Source organism: Brevibacillus sp. YAE8, from assembly GCF_057543335.1.
Genome location: NZ_BAAIYG010000009.1, coordinates 112,814 through 133,179, shown reverse-complemented (window position 1 = coordinate 133,179; position 20,366 = coordinate 112,814). Strand labels below are relative to the sequence as shown.

Annotated in this window: 18 protein-coding genes and 3 tRNA genes; 19 read left to right on the top strand and 2 right to left on the bottom strand. The window is 53.8% G+C overall.

Features of this window, described 5'->3' with window-relative positions; translation table 11 throughout:
* The first annotated feature begins 274 nt into the window (after nt 1-274).
* The 6 genes from AC27IT_RS14140 (at nt 275) to ppsA (ending at nt 5,205) form a co-directional block, all read left to right on the top strand.
* A tRNA-Asp gene (locus tag AC27IT_RS14140) sits at nt 275-351 on the top strand.
* A gap of 33 nt (nt 352-384) precedes the next feature.
* Nucleotides 385-460, top strand: a tRNA-Thr gene (locus AC27IT_RS14135).
* Between the two features lie 11 nt (nt 461-471).
* Nucleotides 472-558 (top strand) — tRNA-Leu (locus tag AC27IT_RS14130).
* Nucleotides 559-730: 172 nt separating this feature from the next.
* On the top strand, nt 731-1,720 hold the full coding sequence (locus AC27IT_RS14125; RefSeq protein ID WP_283859193.1) for a helix-turn-helix domain-containing protein: 990 nt from the start codon (nt 731-733) through the stop codon (nt 1,718-1,720).
* A 69-nt stretch (nt 1,721-1,789) separates the two neighbouring features.
* Nucleotides 1,790-2,209: a TroA family protein gene (locus tag AC27IT_RS14120; RefSeq protein ID WP_025847599.1), complete on the top strand. Its 420-nt coding sequence runs from the start codon at nt 1,790-1,792 to the stop codon at nt 2,207-2,209.
* Nucleotides 2,210-2,592: 383 nt separating this feature from the next.
* The gene (gene ppsA, locus AC27IT_RS14115; protein WP_283859194.1) at nt 2,593-5,205 is read left to right on the top strand and encodes a phosphoenolpyruvate synthase; all 2,613 of its coding nucleotides are present in this window, start codon (nt 2,593-2,595) and stop codon (nt 5,203-5,205) included.
* 75 nt (nt 5,206-5,280) lie between these two features.
* Here ppsA and AC27IT_RS14110 read toward each other — a convergent pair whose 3' ends face one another.
* A complete protein-coding gene (locus AC27IT_RS14110; protein ID WP_283859195.1) occupies nt 5,281-5,679 on the bottom strand; it encodes a hypothetical protein in 399 nt (132 codons plus the stop codon).
* Between the two features lie 84 nt (nt 5,680-5,763).
* On the opposite strand from AC27IT_RS14110, the gene AC27IT_RS14105 reads away from it, so the two are divergent.
* The 8 genes from AC27IT_RS14105 to AC27IT_RS14070 all read left to right on the top strand — a co-directional run bounded on the left by AC27IT_RS14105 (nt 5,764) and on the right by AC27IT_RS14070 (nt 13,319).
* Nucleotides 5,764-6,381: a VanW family protein gene (locus AC27IT_RS14105; protein WP_007783484.1), complete on the top strand. Its 618-nt coding sequence runs from the start codon at nt 5,764-5,766 to the stop codon at nt 6,379-6,381.
* A 148-nt stretch (nt 6,382-6,529) separates the two neighbouring features.
* Nucleotides 6,530-7,063 carry a hypothetical protein gene (locus AC27IT_RS14100; RefSeq protein ID WP_007783490.1) on the top strand — a complete coding sequence of 178 codons (534 nt, stop codon included), beginning with the start codon at nt 6,530-6,532 and terminating at the stop codon, nt 7,061-7,063.
* Between the two features lie 72 nt (nt 7,064-7,135).
* Nucleotides 7,136-7,762, top strand: a complete 627-nt coding sequence (locus AC27IT_RS14095) for a fumarylacetoacetate hydrolase family protein (RefSeq protein WP_005833478.1) — start codon at nt 7,136-7,138, stop codon at nt 7,760-7,762.
* A gap of 283 nt (nt 7,763-8,045) precedes the next feature.
* Complete coding sequence (locus AC27IT_RS14090; protein ID WP_005833476.1) at nt 8,046-8,951, top strand: C40 family peptidase; 906 nt, start codon at nt 8,046-8,048, stop codon at nt 8,949-8,951.
* 242 nt (nt 8,952-9,193) lie between these two features.
* Nucleotides 9,194-10,774, top strand: a complete 1,581-nt coding sequence (locus AC27IT_RS14085; protein WP_007783498.1) for an acetate--CoA ligase — start codon at nt 9,194-9,196, stop codon at nt 10,772-10,774.
* A gap of 110 nt (nt 10,775-10,884) precedes the next feature.
* Entirely contained in the window at nt 10,885-11,730 is an 846-nt protein-coding gene (locus AC27IT_RS14080) for a transglycosylase domain-containing protein (protein ID WP_051998912.1), read from the top strand.
* 384 nt (nt 11,731-12,114) lie between these two features.
* Nucleotides 12,115-12,357, top strand: a complete 243-nt coding sequence (locus tag AC27IT_RS14075; protein WP_005833474.1) for a YuzF family protein — start codon at nt 12,115-12,117, stop codon at nt 12,355-12,357.
* A 68-nt stretch (nt 12,358-12,425) separates the two neighbouring features.
* On the top strand, nt 12,426-13,319 hold the full coding sequence (locus tag AC27IT_RS14070; RefSeq protein ID WP_005833473.1) for a manganese catalase family protein: 894 nt from the start codon (nt 12,426-12,428) through the stop codon (nt 13,317-13,319).
* Between the two features lie 95 nt (nt 13,320-13,414).
* Here the strand turns inward: AC27IT_RS14070 and xerS are convergent, their stop codons facing one another.
* On the bottom strand, nt 13,415-14,527 hold the full coding sequence (gene xerS, locus AC27IT_RS14065) for a tyrosine recombinase XerS (RefSeq protein WP_025847607.1): 1,113 nt from the start codon (nt 14,525-14,527) through the stop codon (nt 13,415-13,417).
* A 175-nt stretch (nt 14,528-14,702) separates the two neighbouring features.
* On the opposite strand from xerS, the gene AC27IT_RS14060 reads away from it, so the two are divergent.
* The 5 genes from AC27IT_RS14060 to AC27IT_RS14040 all read left to right on the top strand — a co-directional run bounded on the left by AC27IT_RS14060 (nt 14,703) and on the right by AC27IT_RS14040 (nt 20,235).
* Entirely contained in the window at nt 14,703-15,080 is a 378-nt protein-coding gene (locus tag AC27IT_RS14060; RefSeq protein WP_005833471.1) for a (2Fe-2S) ferredoxin domain-containing protein, read from the top strand.
* Between the two features lie 1,188 nt (nt 15,081-16,268).
* On the top strand, nt 16,269-17,480 hold the full coding sequence (locus AC27IT_RS14055) for a glycine C-acetyltransferase (RefSeq protein ID WP_007783508.1): 1,212 nt from the start codon (nt 16,269-16,271) through the stop codon (nt 17,478-17,480).
* Entirely contained in the window at nt 17,477-18,439 is a 963-nt protein-coding gene (locus tag AC27IT_RS14050) for an L-threonine 3-dehydrogenase (RefSeq protein ID WP_007783510.1), read from the top strand. Before AC27IT_RS14055 ends, AC27IT_RS14050 begins: the two co-directional genes overlap by 4 nt.
* A gap of 474 nt (nt 18,440-18,913) precedes the next feature.
* Nucleotides 18,914-19,723, top strand: a complete 810-nt coding sequence (locus tag AC27IT_RS14045) for a TrmB family transcriptional regulator (RefSeq protein ID WP_005836526.1) — start codon at nt 18,914-18,916, stop codon at nt 19,721-19,723.
* A 38-nt stretch (nt 19,724-19,761) separates the two neighbouring features.
* On the top strand, nt 19,762-20,235 hold the full coding sequence (locus AC27IT_RS14040) for a GNAT family N-acetyltransferase (RefSeq protein ID WP_005836525.1): 474 nt from the start codon (nt 19,762-19,764) through the stop codon (nt 20,233-20,235).
* Nucleotides 20,236-20,366: the final 131 nt, after the last annotated feature.

The window sequence follows — 20,366 nt, the reverse complement described above, 5'->3', positions numbered from 1 at the left end:
GGAACATGTCCTGAATTTGTTCCCACTGTTCATCGTTTATTTCGTACCGTCTTTGAATCATGCTCGTTGCTCCATTCGTTTTTCCTAAATCATACCACATTTTCTTTAGTTTTCAGACACGTCCTAGATAAAATTCTAGCGGATTTTCAATGGTAAATCTATGAAAAAATGATGTAGAAAAAAAGATTTCAAAAACTATTGCAAAGTTGGTAGAAGACATGCTATATTACAGAAGTGCCCACGAGAGTGAGCAAAAGTTGGAAATAAACCACATGGAGCTGTGGTGAAGTTGGAGTTCACGCCGGTCTGTCACACCGGAGGTCGCGGGTTCGAGTCCCGTCAGCTCCGCCATTCTTCGATACACGAATGGCGAATATTATCTATGCCGGTGTAGCTCAATTGGTAGAGCACCTGACTTGTAATCAGGGGGTTGTGGGTTCGATTCCTATCGCCGGCACCACGTTTTCATTTGCGGTCGTGGCGGAATTGGCAGACGCGCTAGATTCAGGTTCTAGTGGTGGCAACACCGTGGAGGTTCAAGTCCTCTCGACCGCACCATACCAGTAAACGACAGGCTTTTGGGCTGCTTTTTCCGGCAGAACAAAAGCCTTTTTGCTATTCATGATCTGGATTAGGCTGACACTGCTGGCAGCGGCAGGCTTGTCCCGCTTCCAGCTACACGCAAGCGAGCGGCTGCGACTCCGGCCGCCCCGCCGCCTGGGAGACGGGCGTGAGCTTCGTCGAATACCTGAGCCGGGTCCGAATCCGCAAAGGCCAGGAGCTGCTCCAGTTGTCGGACAAAGATTTGCATCTGATTGCGCAGGAAACCGGGTTTGCCAACGATTATTATTTCAGCCGAAAGTTTAAGCAGATTGTGGGCCTTCCGCCGACGGTGTACAGAAAGCAGCCGAAACGAATCGCCGTCCTGATGCCGCACGCCACAGCATGCCTGCTGGCCTGGGGGATCGTCCCGGTGTTTGGCGTCGTCGGCTTGTGGATGGAGCCGTGGCTGACTGCTCATTACCGGGAGCGGCTCGACTGCTCAGGTTTCAGGCAAGGGGAGTGGTACAGCGACAAAACCGTCCAGTGGCTCGCGGCGAATCCGCCCGACCTCATCATGGTGTATCGGGAAGAGTACACCGAGAGCTTGTGGGAGATCGCCCCGGTGTTCACGATTCCCGAGGAATGCAGCGATTGGCGGGAGGAACTGCTCGTGCTCGCGGCAGCCGTGGGGCGTCGCGAACAGGCAGAACGCTGGCTCCTGCTGTTTGACGAAAGAGCTTTGGCGGTAAAAAACAAGCTGGCCGTCCAGCGTGCCCGAGGCGAGACGTTTTTGATCGTGAAAATCGTCTCGGGCAAATGCTACGTTTACGGCAACATGACGAGCATGGGCGGGTGCCTGATATACGATGTGCTGGGCTTGCAGCCGCCGCCTGCCGTGCAGCGGAACATGATCGAAAAAGGGCTGCTGAACATACACGTCCCGCTGGACGATCTGCCCGATTACTCCGCCGATCACATTTTTTTGTTCCACTATCATTCGCATTGGCCCGCCGCCGAGTGCGAGGTATTGGGGTCGAGCGTGTGGCGCAGTCTGCCGGCAGTAAAAAACGGCCGCGTGTACGAGCCGGACCCGAATGTTTTTTACGCGTACGATCCTTTGGCGATGGAGAAGCAATTGGACTGGCTGGAGGAAATGGTCCAGTCACATTTCGGATGAATTTTCGTCATTTGTCTGCATGGACAAACTTTCTGCCCTCTTGATACGCTTGGTTCGATAATAATTCTCATGAATGCGACCGCGACACTTGTTCATCCGAACGGAAAAGAGCTTGCCGTGCTCGGCGACAACTTCGGGCGGGGCGGGGAAGCGATCTACCATGCGATCGGCTTCAAGGCCAATGAGCGGGTGCAGCGTGAAGTGATCGACAGCGGCGCACAGTACCAGGCGATTTCGCTTGAGCTGCTCCCCGAATACGCCGACGCAGACATCGTGTTTCTCTGCTCATGGGACCAAACGACCGAGGAAGAGCTGAAGGCGGTTGTCGATAGCGGAGTGTGGAGGCAGCTTCCGGCTGTCCGGGAGAATCGCGTCATCGTCCTCGATTACAAAACCTTTTTCTACTTTGACCCGATATCCGTCCTCGGCCAGATCGAGGCGTTGGCCGACGTGATCGAGCGGCACAACGGGGCGAAACAGAAGCAGTGAGGTCCGAGGTTTCTGGCACGATGGGGGCGGGCCAGTCCTAGAAATTTCTTTGACATGTCTAGTTTTTATGATACAATAGCAAAGGCGATTGAGATTTGAACAGTCGTGATCGTTCCAACATTCGCATTCTCTAACAGATTGCCTGGACGCGTTCCAGGTTTTTTTATATGCTTTTCAGCTTGGAGCGGCATGAATGAAAAGAACCTGGCAAAACTGCCCAGGTTCTTTTTGATTGCGCCTAAAAAGACACGATGATATAATCAGAGCACACGACTGTGCTCAATTTTATGGTTAGTGGTATCTCATCTTACACTTTAATTGTATCACCCGCACAAACACCTGTCAAATGCTTTTTCACAATGGAATGGTTAGGGGAGATCGGAATGAGTGCTTTGGTCCTCGGTTTTCAGGAAATGGAAAAAACAGCGCGGTTGCTCGTTGGCGGCAAAGGGATCAATCTGGGGGAGCTATCGAAAATCCCCGGCATACAAGTCCCGGAAGGATTTTGTGTGACCACAGCGGGCTATCAAAAAGCCATCGAACAAAACGAGACGTATCATGCTTTGCTGGATCGACTGGCGAGGCTGAGCGCAGAAGACCGGGAGCCAATTGGTGAAATCAGCAGGCAGCTTCGGCAAATTATCAGGGAAGCCGAAATTCCCGCCGATGTGGTCGAAGCCGTGACGCACTATCTCTCCCGCTTTGGAGCGGAACACGCTTATGCCGTGCGCTCGAGTGCGACTGCGGAAGATTTGCCGCACGCTTCTTTTGCTGGTCAACAGGACACCTATTTGAACATCATCGGCATAGAAGCCATTTTGCAGCATATGAGCCAATGCTGGGCGTCGCTGTTTACGGATCGCGCGGTCATTTACCGGATGCAAAACGGATTTGACCACCGCCATGTTTCTTTATCCGTCATCGTACAAAGGATGGTTTTCCCTCACGCTTCCGGGATTTTGTTTACCGCCGACCCGATTACAGCCAACCGGAAGCTGCTGTCTATCGACGCCAGTTTTGGACTTGGCGAAGCACTCGTCTCTGGCCTCGTATCCGCCGATTGTTATCGAGTAAAGGACGGGGACATCGTCGACAAAAGGATCGCAACCAAAACGTTGGCGATTTACGGACGAAAAGAAGGCGGGACGCAGACGGAGCAGATCGAGCCTGAGCGGCAAAAGGCGCAAACTCTTACCGACCCGCAAATTTTGCAACTGGCACGCATCGGCCGACAGATCGAAGCTTATTTGGGCTGCCCGCAAGATATCGAATGGTGTTTGGCTGACGATACGTTTTACATTGTCCAGAGCCGTCCGATTACGACTTTGTACCCCATCCCGGAAGCGAACGATCAAGACAATCACGTCTACGTATCGGTGGGCCACCAGCAAATGATGACCGACCCGATGAAGCCTTTGGGCATGTCTGTTTTTCTGTTGACGACGAATGCCCCCATGCACAAAGCCGGTGGCAGGCTGTTTGTCGATGTGACAAAGATGCTCGCTACACCTGACAGCAGGCAAATGCTGATAAATACATTGGGACAATCCGACCCGCTCATAAAAGACGCGCTGCTGACGATCATCGAGCGAGATTTTATCCGATTGTCACCAACAGATGACAAAGAACAGTCCCCCGGCAACAGCAATCCAGGCAGGCTGCCCGCCAGTTTGGAAACACCGATCGTAGACGATCCGGCCATCGTCGCTGAGTTGATTGCGCGCAATCAAAACGCGCTCGAACAGGTAAAGCAAACCATCCAAACGAAATCCGGGCCTGATTTGTTTTCCTTTATTCTCGAAGACATCCAGCAGTTAAAGCAGATGTTATTTGTCTCGAAAAACTTGGGCGTGATTATGGCTGCGCTGAATGCTTCGGCATGGATCAACGAAAAAATGAACGAGTGGCTGGGTGAAAAAAACGTAGCAGACACGCTTTCCCAATCGGTGCCAAACAACATTACGTCGGAAATGGGGCTGGCGCTCCTTGATGTCGCTGATGCGATTCGCCCTTATCCAAAGGTCATTGACTATTTGCAGCACGCACAAGCAGATCACTTTTGGGAGGAACTGCTCAAACTGGATGGCGGACAGGAAGCGCATGACGCGATCCAGGCGTATCTCGAAAAATACGGAATGCGCTGTGCCGGAGAAATTGATCTGACGAGAACGCGTTGGAGTGAAAACCCGCTCACGCTCGTCCCCATGATTTTGGGCAACATCAAACACTTTGAGCCGAACGCTGGCAAGCGGAAATTTGAGCAAGGGCGACAGGAAGCGCTTAAAAAAGAACAAGAGATCATCGAGCGAGTAAAGCAATTGCCGGACGGGGAACAAAAAGCAAAAGAAACGAAACAAATGATCGACCGCATCCGAAACTTCATCGGTTATCGCGAATATCCCAAATACAGCATCGTGAATCGCTACTTCGTCTACAAGCAAGCTTTGCTGAAAGAAGCCGAACAACTCGTACAAGCGGGTGTTCTTCGCGAAAAAGAAGACGTGTACTATCTCACTTTGGAAGAGTTTCACGAAGTGGTGCGCACGAACAAGCTGGACAAGCAGATCATCAGCCAACGAAAAGAAGACTACCAATTTTTCGAAAAGCTGACGCCGCCGCGTGTCATCACGTCTGATGGTGAAATCATTGCGGGCAAGTACAAGCGGGAAAGCTTGCCCGCCAATGCGCTTGCAGGTCTTGCTGTTTCTGCCGGAGTGATCGAGGGGCGGGCGCGTGTCATTTTACACATGGAAGAGGCGAACCTGGAAGAAGGGGATATACTGGTCACCTCCTTTACTGACCCGGGCTGGACACCTTTGTTTGTATCGATCAAAGGTCTGGTCACCGAAGTGGGCGGACTGATGACCCACGGGGCAGTAATCGCGCGTGAATACGGCTTGCCGGCCGTTGTCGGCGTGGAAAATGCTACCCGTCTCATAAAAGACGGGCAACGCATTCGCGTGCACGGAACAGAGGGGTATGTGGAGATTTTGTGATGGCTGAAGCCGTCAAGCTCGCGAGCGAGTCGAGTAGATGAGCGGTTGCCTTTGGTTGCAAGGCAGGACGAGCGATCAAAGAAAGTTTTTCGACCAAGGAAGGTTGAAGAACTTTCTTTTTTTCGCTACAATCAGAATGGTGATAATGAATTTCATTTTCAAAAATAAAAGCTTCATGCCTGAAACACCGCAGGCTGTTCCTGACCTGGCGTGAAGCATAGCGCCATTTTGTCCAGAAGAAAACGAGAAAAACCGGGCGGGGCGCTCGGCGTGATCGGCGAGAACGATGCAGAATGGCGACTTAGAGACAGACCGCCGCAGCAAGGACGGTCTGCCTTTTTGCGCCAGAAAAAGCGCAGGCGGATGTCCACCGTCCGGCTGCTCACCTGTTCCTTGAAAACTGTCCAAGATTTGCGGGTTGCTCGCCGCGTCAAGCGTGGGATACAGTAGAGTGGCGAGCATTGTGATCGACACGTTGCAGGCTTGCAGCATTCGCAAGCTTTTTTGCGCGAGCCGAAAAAAGAGACAGCACGAATGAAAGCGAGGGAGTAGAGGAGCATGAACAAATTCCGGTTCATAGGCATCAGTGTGGTGACAACAGCCTTCCTGTTTTCAGCGTGTACGGCAGTCCTTCCCACACCTGCATCTGCCCTGGGCACAGCAGAGCTTTCCCCTGCAGAGCAGCGCGAAGCTTTTTTGGACAAAATGGACATCAAAGACAAAGAAGTCCTCGGCTTTTACCATACGACGATGGAAGGCAGCTCTGACGCGCGCAAGCACAATATCAAGAAGGCGCTGAAAAAGATCAACCAGGAAAAAATCAAGCCGCAAGCTGTTTTTTCTTTTAATGAAGAAGTAGGCAATTCCAACATAGAGGAAGACGGCTGGGAAAAGGCAGGGACGATCTTGAACGGGCAGCTTGTCGACGACTTCGGCGGCGGGATTTGCCAAGTATCCAGCACGCTGTACAATGCGACAGCGGAAGCCGGGATGACGATCGTGGAGCGGCACAATCACAGCAAGTCGGTGGGCTACGTGCCGGCAGGCCAGGACGCAACGGTAGCTTACGGCGTCCTCGATTTTCAGTTCCAGAACCCGTACGACTTTCCTGTCAAAATAAAAGCGAAAGCGTACAACGAAAACGATGTAGTCATCGCCATCGTCCGCGCATCATGACAACAACGCAAAAGCAGGGGGACATCAAATTGGGATGTACCTCCTGTTTTTTTGTCTGCTATAAATGTAAAATAATGGATGCACCGAAACGTTATTTGGTTTTGAGGCAGGCATTCCTGACCATACTGTGTGAAAAGGAGGTGCCGTGATGTACGTACAGGTGACAGGTGACCCGCATAATCAGCGCGTGGTCGTCATGGGCGAGCCTTTGAGCTCTTGCCAGGAGGATGGCTACTATCTTTTGCCTGGTCGGCTTGTCGCAGCGCTAAAGCCGGAAGATTTGCCTGTCGGGATGGCATTCAGACTCCAGGGCGCCCTTCCTTCGGGGTATGGATTTTATCGGGAGGACTCGGTTGTCTTTCGCAGGAGAAACGATTCCTCCGCACTTTGGATCGAGGTAACTTCCACCTATGTCATCTCGGAATGGGATGGCTTGTTTTCGCTGGACGCGACCGTTCAGGCGCGCCGAGCGGTCATTGAGCAGCACCCGCAGCTCGCGTTTGTCCTCTGCGAAAAAAAAGAGCAGGTCGTGCGCCTTCGTTACGGGTTCATGTGGAGCTCGGAGGAGGAGACGGATTTGGAGAGCGCGCTGGAAGCGATTTGCGATACAGTGTTTGAAGTGGAGGCGCGCGGCAACGCCAGGCTCTGGCCGGGCTATGACAACTGCTTTGACGAGTATTGACCGGCTGTTTTTCGTCCTCTTTCCCATGATATAGTAAATGGGAGCGACAAGCTTTCATAAGGAGAGGACAAAATGGAACAGATCCGCAATATTTACTGTGTGGGCCGCAATTACCGGCTGCATGCGGCCGAACTGGGGAACGACGTACCGAAAAAACCGATGATTTTTGCCAAGCCGACACACGCTCTGGCTGTGACGAACGGACAGGAGATCGAGCTGCCTGGGACGCGCGGAGAGCTTCATTATGAAGCGGAGCTGGTCGTGCATCTGGCACGGCCGTATGAACCGGGCTGCACGCTTGCCGAGCTGGTCGACAAGATCGCCCTTGGCATTGATTTTACTTTGCGCGATGTGCAGAGCGAGCTGAAGAGTGCAGGCCATCCGTGGCTGCTTGCCAAAGGCTTCCCTCATTCCGCGATCTTGACGCCGTTTCACCCGTTTCCAGGGCTTGCGGCGATGCAGCAGACAGACTTTTCCCTGCTCAAAAACGGCGAGCAGGTGCAGCGGGGAAATATTCGCGATGTGATTTTTGATCTGGAGACGATCATTGCTTACGTCGCGGAGCATTTTGGCTTGGGTCAGGGCGATGTGATTTACACGGGGACTCCTGCGGGTGTCGGACCGGTCGCCGATGGCGATGTGCTGACCCTCAAATGGGGCGACGAAGAGTGGGGCCAGTTTACGGCCAAACTGAAATAAAAACGGGCAGTTATGCCGGGTGAAAAGACCCATCTTCTGACAGGATCAGGAAGAAGATGGGTTTTTGTTTGAAAAAGCGCCATTGAAACCGATTCTCAACTGCGTCTGGTTCTATGGAACTAAAAGGCAGGAATGGCCTGTTGTGCGCCTTGTTTTCTGATTAGTCCGATGCTACTAATTCCATGATTGGTAAATTTTACGGTCTTATCCTCCCGTTTCCTCCTGGGGTAATCTGTCCATGTACCCACGACGGGTGCCACAACATGACAAGGAGGAAAAGAAAGTGACGAAACGAGATTGGGTAATGAAGTCAACAGTAGCAGTCATGCTGAGTACGTCCCTGTTAATGGGTGGTCAAGTTGGACAGGCGGCCGCTAAGACGCAAGATTCGAAACAGTCTGATGTTGTACAGATCGCGACATCTTTGATTGGGAAAGATTATGAATATAAAGCAAAAGGTCCAAAACAGTTCGGGTCTGCAGAGCTGGCTACGTACACGTACAAGCAAATCGGCATTTCCATTGGCAGCACGATTTCGAGCTTGTCCAAAGCAGGCAAAAAAGTCTCCCAAAACAGCGTAGAGCCGGGAGACCTGGTGTTCTTCTCGTCCAATGGAAAAGGAAGCCCCACATTTATGGGCATATACATAGGCAATGACCAATTTGTCTACTCCTCTCAAAGCGAGGATGCCGTCGTCCTGAAAAGCTATTCGGAATACAGCAATAAGTTCGTCGGCGCACGCCGCATTTTGGATGAGACAAGCTCTTCCGACAATTCCGGCAGCAAGCCGGAGCAACCGGCAAGCAATCTGGCCGACAAGGTCATCAAGATCGGCGAGAAATACATGGGCACGAAGTACAAATACGGCTCCAGCAGCAGCACGACCAAGACGTTTGACTGCTCGTCCTTTACCCAGCGCGTCTTCAAGGAAGCGGGAATCACGTTGCCGCGCGACTCCCGCCAGCAATCGACCGTAGGGACGACTGTGTCCAAGAAGAACTTGCAAAAAGGCGACCTGGTCTTCATGAAGGCTTCTGTCAACAGCTCTTCTGACCGGATTACGCACGTGGCGATCTACGCCGGAGACGGCAAAATTTTGCACACGTACGGCAGCCCGGGCGTGACCTACTCCAAGTTCGACGGAACGAACTGGGAGAAGCGCGTGGTCAAAATCAAACGCGTCCTGTAGCCGCTAAAGGCTCCCCTAACTGCATACGGTAAACACCGTTCAGTCGGCTCTCGTGCTCGTGTGCATGAGAGCCTTTGTTATGTATGACGCAGGACGCCGCGAATTGTTACGGGTGCGGCGCTTGCCAATTTTTGCAATGCTCCACGGATAAATTTTTGTTAGAATAGACAGTAAAGAGGAAATATTGAGAAAATGTAGAACTTCTATATTCTACATACTTAAAAAGCGTGGGGGTGTTTCACTTGCAATTGAACATGCCAGCAAAATACAATTTCGCCGTACAAGTGGATGAGTGGGCCAGAAAAAATCCGGAGAGACGCGCTGTCTGGGAGCTGGACGAGCAAGGGAACGAACGAGTTTTGACCTATGAGGAGCTGCGCCGCTATTCCAACCGGATCGCGAATGCGCTTAGTTCCGTCGGGATTGGGGAAAAGGACCGGGTGCTTGTGCTCGTCTCCCGCGGGACGCTCGCCTACGGGCTGTACCTCGCTTTGCTGAAGCTGGGCGCGGTCATTTTGCCCGGCTCGGAAATGTTGCGCTACAAGGACATCGAGTACCGGGTGAACCACGCCAAGGCCAAGGCTGTCATCAGCTTCGAGGGCGTGCTGGACGAGGTCGATCAGACCCGCGGCAATTGTCCCAGTCTGGCGCACTACATTACGACAGGCGAAGGGAAAGAAGGCTGGGTAGCCCTGGCGGGAATCATGGAAGGGCAGGCCGAGGAATTTACGGCAGTAGATACGGATGCGGACGAACTGGCATTTTTGTCCTATACGTCCGGGACTACGGGCGGTCCGAAAGGGGTTATGCACGTCCACGGCTGGCCGTTCGCGCATTTGGCGGTGGCGGCAAAGCAGTGGCTCGACGTGCGCGAAGGCGACCTGGTGTGGGCGACAGCAGGCCCTGGCTGGGCCAAATGGATCTGGAGTCCGTTCGTCTCGACATTGGGGATGGGAGCGACGGCGTTTGTGTACAAAGGGCGGTTCGTTGCGGAAAATTATTTGGCGATTTTGCAAAAATACCCGGTGTCCGTCCTCTGCGCGACTCCGACCGAGTACAGGCTGATGGCCAAAGTATCCGATTTGGGCGAGTACAAGCTGCAAGCGCTGCGCTCGGCATGCTCGGCAGGGGAGCCGCTCAACCGCGAAGTGATTGATACGTTCCGCCGCGAGTTCCAGTTGACGGTGCGCGACGGCTACGGACAGACGGAAAGCACGCTGTTGGTCGGGACCTTCGTCGGCATGGAGCCAAAGCCCGGCTCGATGGGCAAGCCTTCGCCGGTCGTGCGCATCGCGATTATCGACGAGGAGGGCCACGAGCTGCCTGTCGGCAAGGTCGGGGATATTGCGATCGACCGCAACCTCGTGGCGCTGTTCAAAGGGTACCTGGACGATCCTGAGCGCACTGCGCGAGCGTTCCGGGGCGACTGGTACGTCACCGGCGACCAGGGCCGCATGGACGAGGACGGCTACATCTGGTTCGAGGGCCGCTCGGATGACATCATCATTTCCGGCGGGTACACGATCGGGCCGTTCGAGGTGGAGGACGCGCTGGTCAAGCATCCGGCAGTAGCCGAATGTGCGGCGGTCGCAAGCCCCGATCCCGAGCGCGGACACGTTGTGAAAGCGTTTGTCATTTTGAAAAAGGGCCATGCCCCTTCCGACGGACTCGTCTCGGAGTTGCAAGATCACGTGAAAACGTTGACAGCCCCGTACAAATACCCGCGCAAGATCGAATTTGTCCAGGAGCTGCCGAAGACGACCTCCGGCAAAATCAGGCGCATCGAGCTGCGCCAGCAGGAAGCGAAGACGCTCCGCTCTTAAAAAAACGTGCGCCTTACGAAATTGTAAGCTTGCTGTAAGTGGATTCGATGGGAGAAAACATGCGCATTCCCTACAATGGAGTTGTCAGAGAAGGCAAGGGGGAATGCGGCATGAACCAGCTTTCCGTTCCGGTAGGAGGAAATGCGAAACCATATACAGCAACAGCAGCAACGGCCAGGGAGCGCTCGCAAAAACGGAGCGTTTCCTGGAGAAAAAGAGCGGGCATCGTGCTTGTCGCGATGCTGGTGGCGGCGATTCTGGCCCCGCTGTTGCTCACCTGGGCAGGAAACCTGTGGATTGACGAGCAGAAGCTGGCGGCTGTCCAGCATCCGGCAAAGGGCGTCTACGTCAAGCTGGATGAGATGCCCGACTACGTGTGGAAGGCGTTTGTCGCGATTGAGGACCATCGCTATATGCAACATCCCGGGGTGGACCCGTACGGTCTGGCCCGCGCGATCTGGGTGGATGTGCGGGAAGGCGCCTACGTGCAGGGCGGAAGCACGATCACGATGCAATTGGCCCGCAACCTGTTTTTGACCCATGACAAAACGATGGGCAGAAAAATCAAGGAAATGGCGATCGCCTTGCAACTGGAGCAGCGCTACAGCAAAAAAGAACTGCTGGAAATGTACCTGAACGTCATCTACTTCGGGCATGGGCACTACGGTATCGGCGAAGCGGCCGAGTTTTACTTCGGCAAGCCGGTCGCAGCGCCGGGCGTTGGCGCCTCCACCTCGCTGACCATGGGAGAAACCGCGATTCTCGCTTCTTTGCCGAAAGCGCCGGAGGCCTACTCGCCCGTAAAGCATTGGGAAAAGGCCAAAGCGCGTCAGCAGGTGGTGCTGGACCGAATGGCCGAACTGCACGTCATCGACCAGGAGACGCTCAAGCAGGCGAAGCAGGAGCAAGTCGTGGTCAAGGCACAGAGCGGGCTGAAGCCAGCTTTGAAGCAGTAACAAGCGAAGAGTGTCCTCTGTCGATAGGGCAGGGGACTTTTTTCGTTTGGGTCAAAAGCGGGCTGACAGGTTGTGAAACAGACCTTGTGCCTTGCGCGCAACGCCATGCTGTCCGCTTCCGGCGCATGACGGCGTGGGGTATGCTGCCAGTCGGTTCGGATGGGGTGACGCGGTGCGTGACGCTGATGGAGCGTCACGGATTGCAAGGGAGGCGTTGCATGCGCTGCTCGAGCGGACAAAAGTCGCACGGCGACGCAGTGCACGCTCCATCGACATCAATCGCCACGGGCCTGTGATACCATCCCGGACAGCCTGTGCACTCACCCAAGCGCCACGCGCTGCATAAGGTAAGGTGAGGAACTACAGGAAGGAGTCCAGAACGTCATGAGTGCGTATCCTTACCAACCCCAGTCGGGATCGAACACCCCTTCGATGTCGACGTTGATCGACCCGTTTCTGTATCAAACCTTGCTCGGCGTGGTACAGCGTGATGTCGTCATTCAAACGACCCAGGGAAACCTCCGTGGCAACGTCGTCAACGTCATGCCGGATCACGTGGCTTTGCGCGTGGGCGGCTCTACGTTTTTGGTGCGCATCCAGCAAATCGTCTGGGTCATGCCGGGTTAATGGCATGATACAACCCTGCCCCGACATAAAACAGTAAAGGTAGGAGTATGACGGGGGAGGGAATCGCGTTGTTTACACGGATCAATAGATTGGCTATCGAGCTTCCTGAGCCGGAATACGGAGACGCCAACGCCGCTGCGGCCGTCCAGGAGCTATTGGGCGGTCGTTTTGGCGAGATGTCGACATTGAACAACTACTTGTACCAATCGTTCAATTTTCGCGGCAAGCGCAAGCTGAAGCCGTTTTACGACCTCGTCGCAAGCATTACGGCGGAAGAGGTAGGACACGTCGAACTGGTGTCCAATGCGATCAATTTGTGCATGAAAGGCATCACGCGGCCGGGCGACCCGGACACGACGCCGCTGTCCAACGGCTTGAACAAGCGCAACACGTACCATTTTATCGCCTCGGCACAGACTGCGCTGCCCGGGGATTCCATGGGAAAATCGTGGACGGGCGATTACGTTTTCACCAGCGGCAACCTCGTCCTCGACCTGTTGCACAACTTTTTCCTCGAATGCGGGGCGCGGACGCACAAGATGAGGGTGTACCAGATGACCGATCACCCGACGGCGAGAGCCATGATCGGCTACTTGCTGGTCAGAGGCGGCGTGCATATCGTCGCCTACGCCAAAGCGCTGGAAATCGCCACAGGGGTAGACCTGACGAAAATGCTCCCCATCCCCGATCTCGACAATGACCAGTTTGACGCCACCCATCCGTACATTGCCATGGGGCTGAACCGCAAGCTGTTTACGTTCAGCTATCAGGATTACCAGGATATCGCCTTGATCTGGCGCGGTCCATTGCCAGACGGCGGCACAGCCGAGGTCATTCAGGGCGTTCCCGATGGCGGCCCGGTTCCAGACCTCGATGAGCTGCCGGAGGAGTTTGCCCCAGGTGTGTCGCGCGAAGATTTTATCGAGATTGCCAAACGTCTGCAACGATCAGCTGGGTTGTAGGAGCACAGGAGCATGAACGGCACAGAAAGCAAAACGACCAATCAGCTATGGCGCAGGGGCGAAAGCTGATTGGTCATGTTTGTTTGTTCGCATTGTCAGGTCGTGCGGTTGACCGCTTTTTCCAGCGCGTCTTCCAGGACGTGGGCGTACTGCATCGTCGTTTCGATTTTCGAGTGCCCAAGCTGGGCTTGCAACTGATGCGGGTCCGGGTTCAGCCGCAAAAACTGCGTGGCGAAGCTGTGGCGCAGCTTATGTACGGACAAATCGGGAATCCCGAACGCTTTCGCATATTTTTTGACCAGCTTTTGCACGGAGCGGATTTCGATGCGGTGGCCGTGTGGCTTCGTTGGCGATACGGCGAGGAAAACGGCCGTTTCTTGCGGGGCAGGATGGTATTTGTCGCGCAAGGCAAGGTAACGGCCCAAATGCTCCTTGCCCCAGTCGCTGAAAAAGGGAGCGTCCTCTTTTTTTCCTTTGCGCACCATTTTCAGTTGGTTTTTTTCCATCACGATGTCGGACAAGTCCAGACTGACGATCTCGGAGACGCGAAAGCCGCCGGAGAGGATCAGCGCGATCATGGCGGTATCGCGGTCGCGGTTTTGCAGGTGGTACTGCCGCTTCTTTTCGGTGTTGCAGTGGGCCAAATAGCCGTTGTAAACGAAGTCGACAAACTGGTAAATTTCCTCGTCGATCAAAATTTTTGCGCGGATGGCGTGAGCGCGGGCCAGCGGCGTCAGCTCAGTCGCATCCAGCTCGATTTTTGCCAGCACATTGCGCTTCAAATACGCGTCGCCGTTTTCATCTTCGGCCAGCGCAGCCAAATAATGAAACAACGACTTCAAGCTGGAAATTTTTCGGCTGATCGTCCGGTCGCTGTACTCTTTTTTCGCGCTGCGCGTCGGGTTGGTGAGCAGGGCGGAGCGCTCGTACAAGTGCGACTCCTGCAAATATAAGATGTAGCTTTCCACCGTCTCCTTTTTCAGCTCGTTCAAGTCGGAGAGGGACACGTCCTTGATGTCTGTTGCCGTGGTCAAGCCTTCGGTCATCATCCAGCGAAAGAAAAAGGCGATGTCGCGCAAATAGCCAAGCAAGGTGGAAGGCGAGCTTTTTTTCGTTTTTTTGTGGTCGATAAATTTTTCTACATACCAGGGAAACGATCCGACTGTCTGGAGCAACTGCAAGGCATCCCGCTGTTTGGTTACGGACATGTGATCCACCACCCGTCATTTTTGTAATCGTTGTGTACGAACATATATTCTAGCAAAAAGGCAACGTTCTGGGAATTGCAAATTGCGCTATTTACAGTCATGATGGGAAGCAGGTATAGTAGGAAGGTGTTTAAAACGTAATGATTACGATTTTTTTGGCTGGGAGGGATGTAGAGTGGCTACATGGGATTTGTCGCGGACGCGCCACCATGTTTTGCTCTGCAATGGCGGAAGCTGTATGCGCAGCGGGGGAGAAGAGGTCACCGTTGCGATTCGGGAAGCGATTGCGGAGGCGGGCCTGGATGATTACGTACATACAAGCCGGACGCGCTGCAACGGACGATGTGAGGATGCCTGTGTCGTGATCGTCTATCCGGAAGGCATCTGGTACCAGAACGTGACGCCAGAAGATGCGGGGCTGTTGGTCGATCAGCATTTTCGCCTGGGGCAGCCGGTCGAGTCGCTGATGACCCATCGGTTTCAAGGCGACGGCTTTGTCCGCACGTCGGACTGCAAGCCAGGCATTCTCAAATCGGAAAAAGTCAAAAAGTAGTCCAGGGCCGCGCTCTGTCTGATAAAGGGGGCGTGGTTTTTTGTTCTTATCCAGTAGTCGTGCAACATAGCGGGACTTCGAGTGTAGGGGGAAAGCAAGCGTTGGGCCTTTGGGGACAGAGGTTTTTAGCGATTGCTTGGCGAGTTGGTGCAGCTAAGGTGGTTTATATTTAGGCGAGAATGAGGTTTTTGTTACGGGCTGCGGGGATCAAGGCGGACTGGCAGCTTGGAATACGGTTGATCGTCGCGATAGTGGTGGGAGGAAACAGGAGAAAGCGCTACAGGTACTTGGGCCTCTAGCGGGGGAGCGGGAACTGTCCGCCTCCGGTGAAAAAGGAAAACCGCGTCAAAAGTAGAGGATTCAAAAGAAGTAGGTTCACGTTGACGCTTAAAAGCGTGTTTTCCTTTTTCCCCTCCTGCTCGGTAGGAGTCCCAAAGACCTTCGCTTGCTTTCTCCTGTTTCCTGTTTCTGTCGTTCGGGGGTGATTTTTGTGCGTAGTTCAAGAAGCAAGATGTCCAAGACAAAACGCGTCTCGAAATCATTTTTGTACGGTTGAGAGCAGGTACATTCATAGCTCTCAAAAAGGTTCGCAAAAGGGCCTATTCCCCTTAGCCCCTGACGAGGAAAGAGACGAAATCCGCGAAAGCTCTTTGGGCTCCCAACCGAGGCTCCGGGAAAAAAGCGAAACACGCTTTTAGCGTCCAACTCTGAGAGGCTACCTGAATCGACCACTTTTGGACGCGGTTTCGCTTTTTCCCCGGAGCCGGGCAGTGATACCCCCAGCAGGGAGCCCAAGAAGCTACAGCGATTTCGTCTCTTTCCTCGCCACACCAAAAGCCCCGATGAAGGAGGCTTTTAAAAGCCAAAGGCCCCACAACGTCATTTTCGAATCATCATGCCACGACACCACACAGCCAAATTTTCTAAGCCGCCGGGATCATCGCCGCTGTTTTGTCTAAGATCGCAGCAAAAGGAGAACTTATGAAAGAGCGCATTAGGCATTTTTGGTGAAAGCGCCACCATTTATGTCTTTGTCATATGGACATTTCGAGTAAATGGTGGTAACCTATCAGTAAATAAGGTTGATTTCATGCGATTTATACAAGAAAAATATGTCCGCATAGGGTGTACATTTGTTTTCGTGGAAATTACTTCCCCGATCGGACAGGTGTAAAGCCCGATGGCTGGATGCTGGAGGGATTCTCGTTGGCGAGCAAAACATTGGAGCACTTTTTACATGAAAATCTGGCTGATTTGAAAAGCAAAGGTCTGTACAACGTCATCGATCCTTTGCAAAGCGCAAACGGCCCTGTCATCACCATTGCGGGAAAAGAACTGATTAACCTGTCCTCGAACAACTACCTGGGACTGGCGACAGACCAGCGCCTGGTAGATGCCGCGATTGCCGCTGCGCAAAAATACGGAGTCGGGGCAGGAGCGGTGCGCACCATCAATGGTACGCTCGATCTGCACGTGAAGCTGGAAGAAAAACTCGCTGCCTTCAAACATACAGAAGCAGCTATCGCTTATCAGTCCGGCTTTAACTGCAACATGGCGGCCATCTCTGCCGTCATGGACAAGGACGATGCGATTTTGTCCGACGAGCTGAACCACGCTTCGATTATCGACGGCTGCCGTCTCTCGCGTGCGCAAATTATTCGCTTCAACCACTCGGACATCGACGACCTGCGCGCCAAAGCGAAGGAAGCAAAAGAGTCCGGCAAATATAAAAAACTGATGGTCATCACGGACGGCGTATTCTCGATGGACGGCGATATCGCCAAACTGCCGGAAATCGTGGAGGTTGCCGAAGAATTTGACCTCATCACCTATGTAGACGATGCCCACGGCTCGGGTGTGCTTGGCAAAGGCGCTGGAACCGTCAAACACTTTGGCTTGTCTGACAAAATCGACTTCCAGATCGGTACGCTCTCCAAAGCGATCGGGGTAGTCGGCGGCTACGTGGCAGGACGCCAGGAGCTGATCGACTGGCTCAAAGTGCGCAGCAGACCGTTCCTGTTCTCGACGGCGCTGACGCCAGCAGATGTGGCGGCTTGCATTACCGCTATTGACATTTTGACAAGCAGCACCGAACTGCACGACAAACTGTGGGATAACGGCCACTACCTGAAAAAAGGCTTGAAGGAGCTTGGCTTCAACATCGGAGACAGCGAAACACCGATCACGCCTTGCATCATCGGCGACGAACAAAAGACGCAGGAATTCAGCAAACGCCTGTACGAAGAAGGTGTGTACGCCAAGGCAATCGTCTTCCCGACCGTGCCAAAAGGAACAGGTCGCGTGCGCAACATGCCGACGGCTGCCCACACCAAGGAAATGCTGGATCGCGCCCTTGGCATCTATGAAAAAGTTGGGAAAGAAATGGGGATCCTGTCATGAAAAAGATTTTAGTAACGGGAGCATTGGGACAAATCGGCTCGGAGCTCATCATGAAGCTGCGCGAAGTGTACGGAGCCGATCAGGTTGTCGCGACCGACATCCGCAAAAAAGAAGACGATCCTGTGGTACAGTCCGGGCCATTTGAGATTTTGGATGTCACAGACGGAAACCGCATGTTCGAGCTGGCAAAAGCACACAAGGTAGATACGATCATGCACCTTGCTGCGCTGCTGTCGGCTACAGCCGAAGCGAAGCCGCTGCTCGCCTGGAACCTGAACATGGGCGGGCTGGTCAATGCGCTGGAAGCTGCGCGCGAGCTGAACTGCCAGTTTTTCACCCCAAGCTCCATCGGCGCTTTCGGGCCTTCCACGCCGAAAGACAACACGCCGCAAGACACGATTCAACGCCCGACGACGATGTACGGGGTGAACAAAGTGTCCGGCGAGCTGCTGTGCGATTACTACTATCAAAAATTCGGCGTAGACACCCGTGGCGTTCGTTTTCCTGGCCTGATCTCGTACGTGGCTCCTCCAGGCGGAGGCACGACCGACTATGCGGTTGACATCTACTACAAGGCGATTCAGGAAGGCGCGTACACGTCCTACATCGGCAAAGGCACGTACATGGACATGATGTACATGCCAGACGCCTTGAACGCGATCATCACCTTGATGGAAGCCGACGCCTCCAAGCTGATTCACCGCAACGCGTTCAACGTAACGGCAATGAGCATCGAGCCTGAAGATGTAGCGGCTGCCATCCGCAAGCACATTCCGGAGTTCACCCTCTCCTACGAGGTAGACCCGGTGCGCCAGGCGATCGCGGACAGTTGGCCAAACTCGATCGACGCGACCGCCGCCATGAACGAATGGGGCTTCAAAGCAGAGTACGATCTGGACAAAATGACCGAAGACATGCTCGCCAAACTGCGGGGAAAGCTGCTGCAGCAAGTCGGCTAAACGAATAGCATCACACACGAGACGAAACCGTCGCTTTGCGCAATGTGCAAAGCGACGGTTTTTTTGTACAGATAAGGCATTGATAAGATTGTTCCAGTATAAGGGCAACGAAGGCTCGCCAAGCCATTGGCGCAGCGAATTTTTCTAATGAAACCGCCATGAAGTCGTCCCCAATAGAGCAGTAGCAGGACTGTCGCCACTGGCGAAAGCAGCTCGAACGAAAGCCAATGGTCAAGCAAGCGAGAAATAACCCATGGAACACCTCCGAAGCGAGACGATCTCGTTACGAAAACATACGAAGCAAACGCAAAAAGGATCGGTTCTGTGACAGAGCAGATCGCAGGCGGGCATGATTCCAGACCGTTTGAGAAGCGGCCTCCGTGAATCTCGATTGCCGATCAGCAAAACGATATTGCATTGCAGCGCGCGTTCTTTTATAGTTGTAATATCTATTACTACTAAAAAGGAGTAGCTATGGAACCGTTACTGGACAAGTTTGAGGAAATCGGTTTTTCCAAAAATGAAGCGAAGGTGTACATGACGCTGCTGAAGGAGCCGCTTTTAAACGGGTACGAGATCAGCAAAAAAAGTGCCGTGCCGCGCTCGATGGTGTATGCGGTCATTGCCAAGCTGGTGAGCAAGCAGGCGATTGTCGAGCTGCGGACGGAGCCGCCGACTTATCGTCCCGTGCCGATCAAAGAGCTGATGACCAACCTGAAAAAGCAGCACGAACAAACGATTGACTATTTGGAGCAAGAGCTGCAAGTCATTGAAAAGCCGGTCGAGGTTCATGTCATCCAGCATATGGAGGAGCGGGCGAACATCTTGGCTGCCATGCAGAGCTTGCTGCGCTCGGCAAAAGAAGAGGTGTGGCTGTCGGCGTGGGAAGAGGAGCTGGACGAATTGCGCGAGGCTTCCGAGGAAGCGGCTGCCCAAGGAGTCAGAATGTTTTCGTTGCTGTTTGCCGACCAGGAAACGCCTTCGTTCGGGCACGCCTTCTATCACCGCCAGGACTCGTCCTCGATTGAGCGGCAGAGGATGGGCCAAAGGCTGACGATTGTCATTCAGGACGACAAAGAGGTGCTGATCGGCAGCTTTTTGGACGGGCGAGTGCCGCAGGCCATTCAGACGACCGACCCGATGCTGATTTTGCTGGCGAAGGAATACATCCGCCACGACATGGTGCTCAAGGTCGTGAGCGCCAAGCTGGGCAACGAATCGCTGGATTCCTTGTGGCAAGGCGACGATTTGCTGACGTACATCGTCCACAACATCAAAAAATAGGCACAGCGGAGCTACAGAGAGGAAAGGGTGGAGAAAGCATGGTGGAGTATCGTTTTTTGACCGAAGCAAACAAGGAAGAGCTCGAGGCAGTGAAGCAACTGTTTCGCGAATATACGGAATCGCTCGGACTCGATCTCGGCTTTCAAGATTTTGAAGCAGAGTGCAAGGCGCTGCCCGGCAAGTACGCAGCACCAGATGGCGCCCTGCTCCTCGCCTTGGTAGACGGGGAGGCGGCGGGCTGCATTGCCGTGCGCAAAAGCGACGAGCGGATTTGCGAGATGAAGCGGCTGTACGTCCGCGATCGGTATCGCGGCTTGAAAATCGGGAAAACGCTGGTCCAGATGATTATCGAAAAAGCGGAGCAGCTTTCGTACGACTACATGCGGCTCGATACGTTGGCAAGGATGACCAGCGCGCAGGCGCTGTACCGCGCTTTCGGATTTTATGAAATAGAGCCGTACATCTTCAATCCGCTCGACGGCGCCATTTTCATGGAGCGAAAATTGCGCTAGGCAGCGCATGCCACAAAAGCAGAATGCCTCCGCAGTGCCAGGGAGGGAGTTTGGCTTTTGCTTTGGCGTTCGGCATTGCCCACCACGCTACCAGTACAGCGAGATAGCAAAAACGCCTCCGCAGCGTCTTC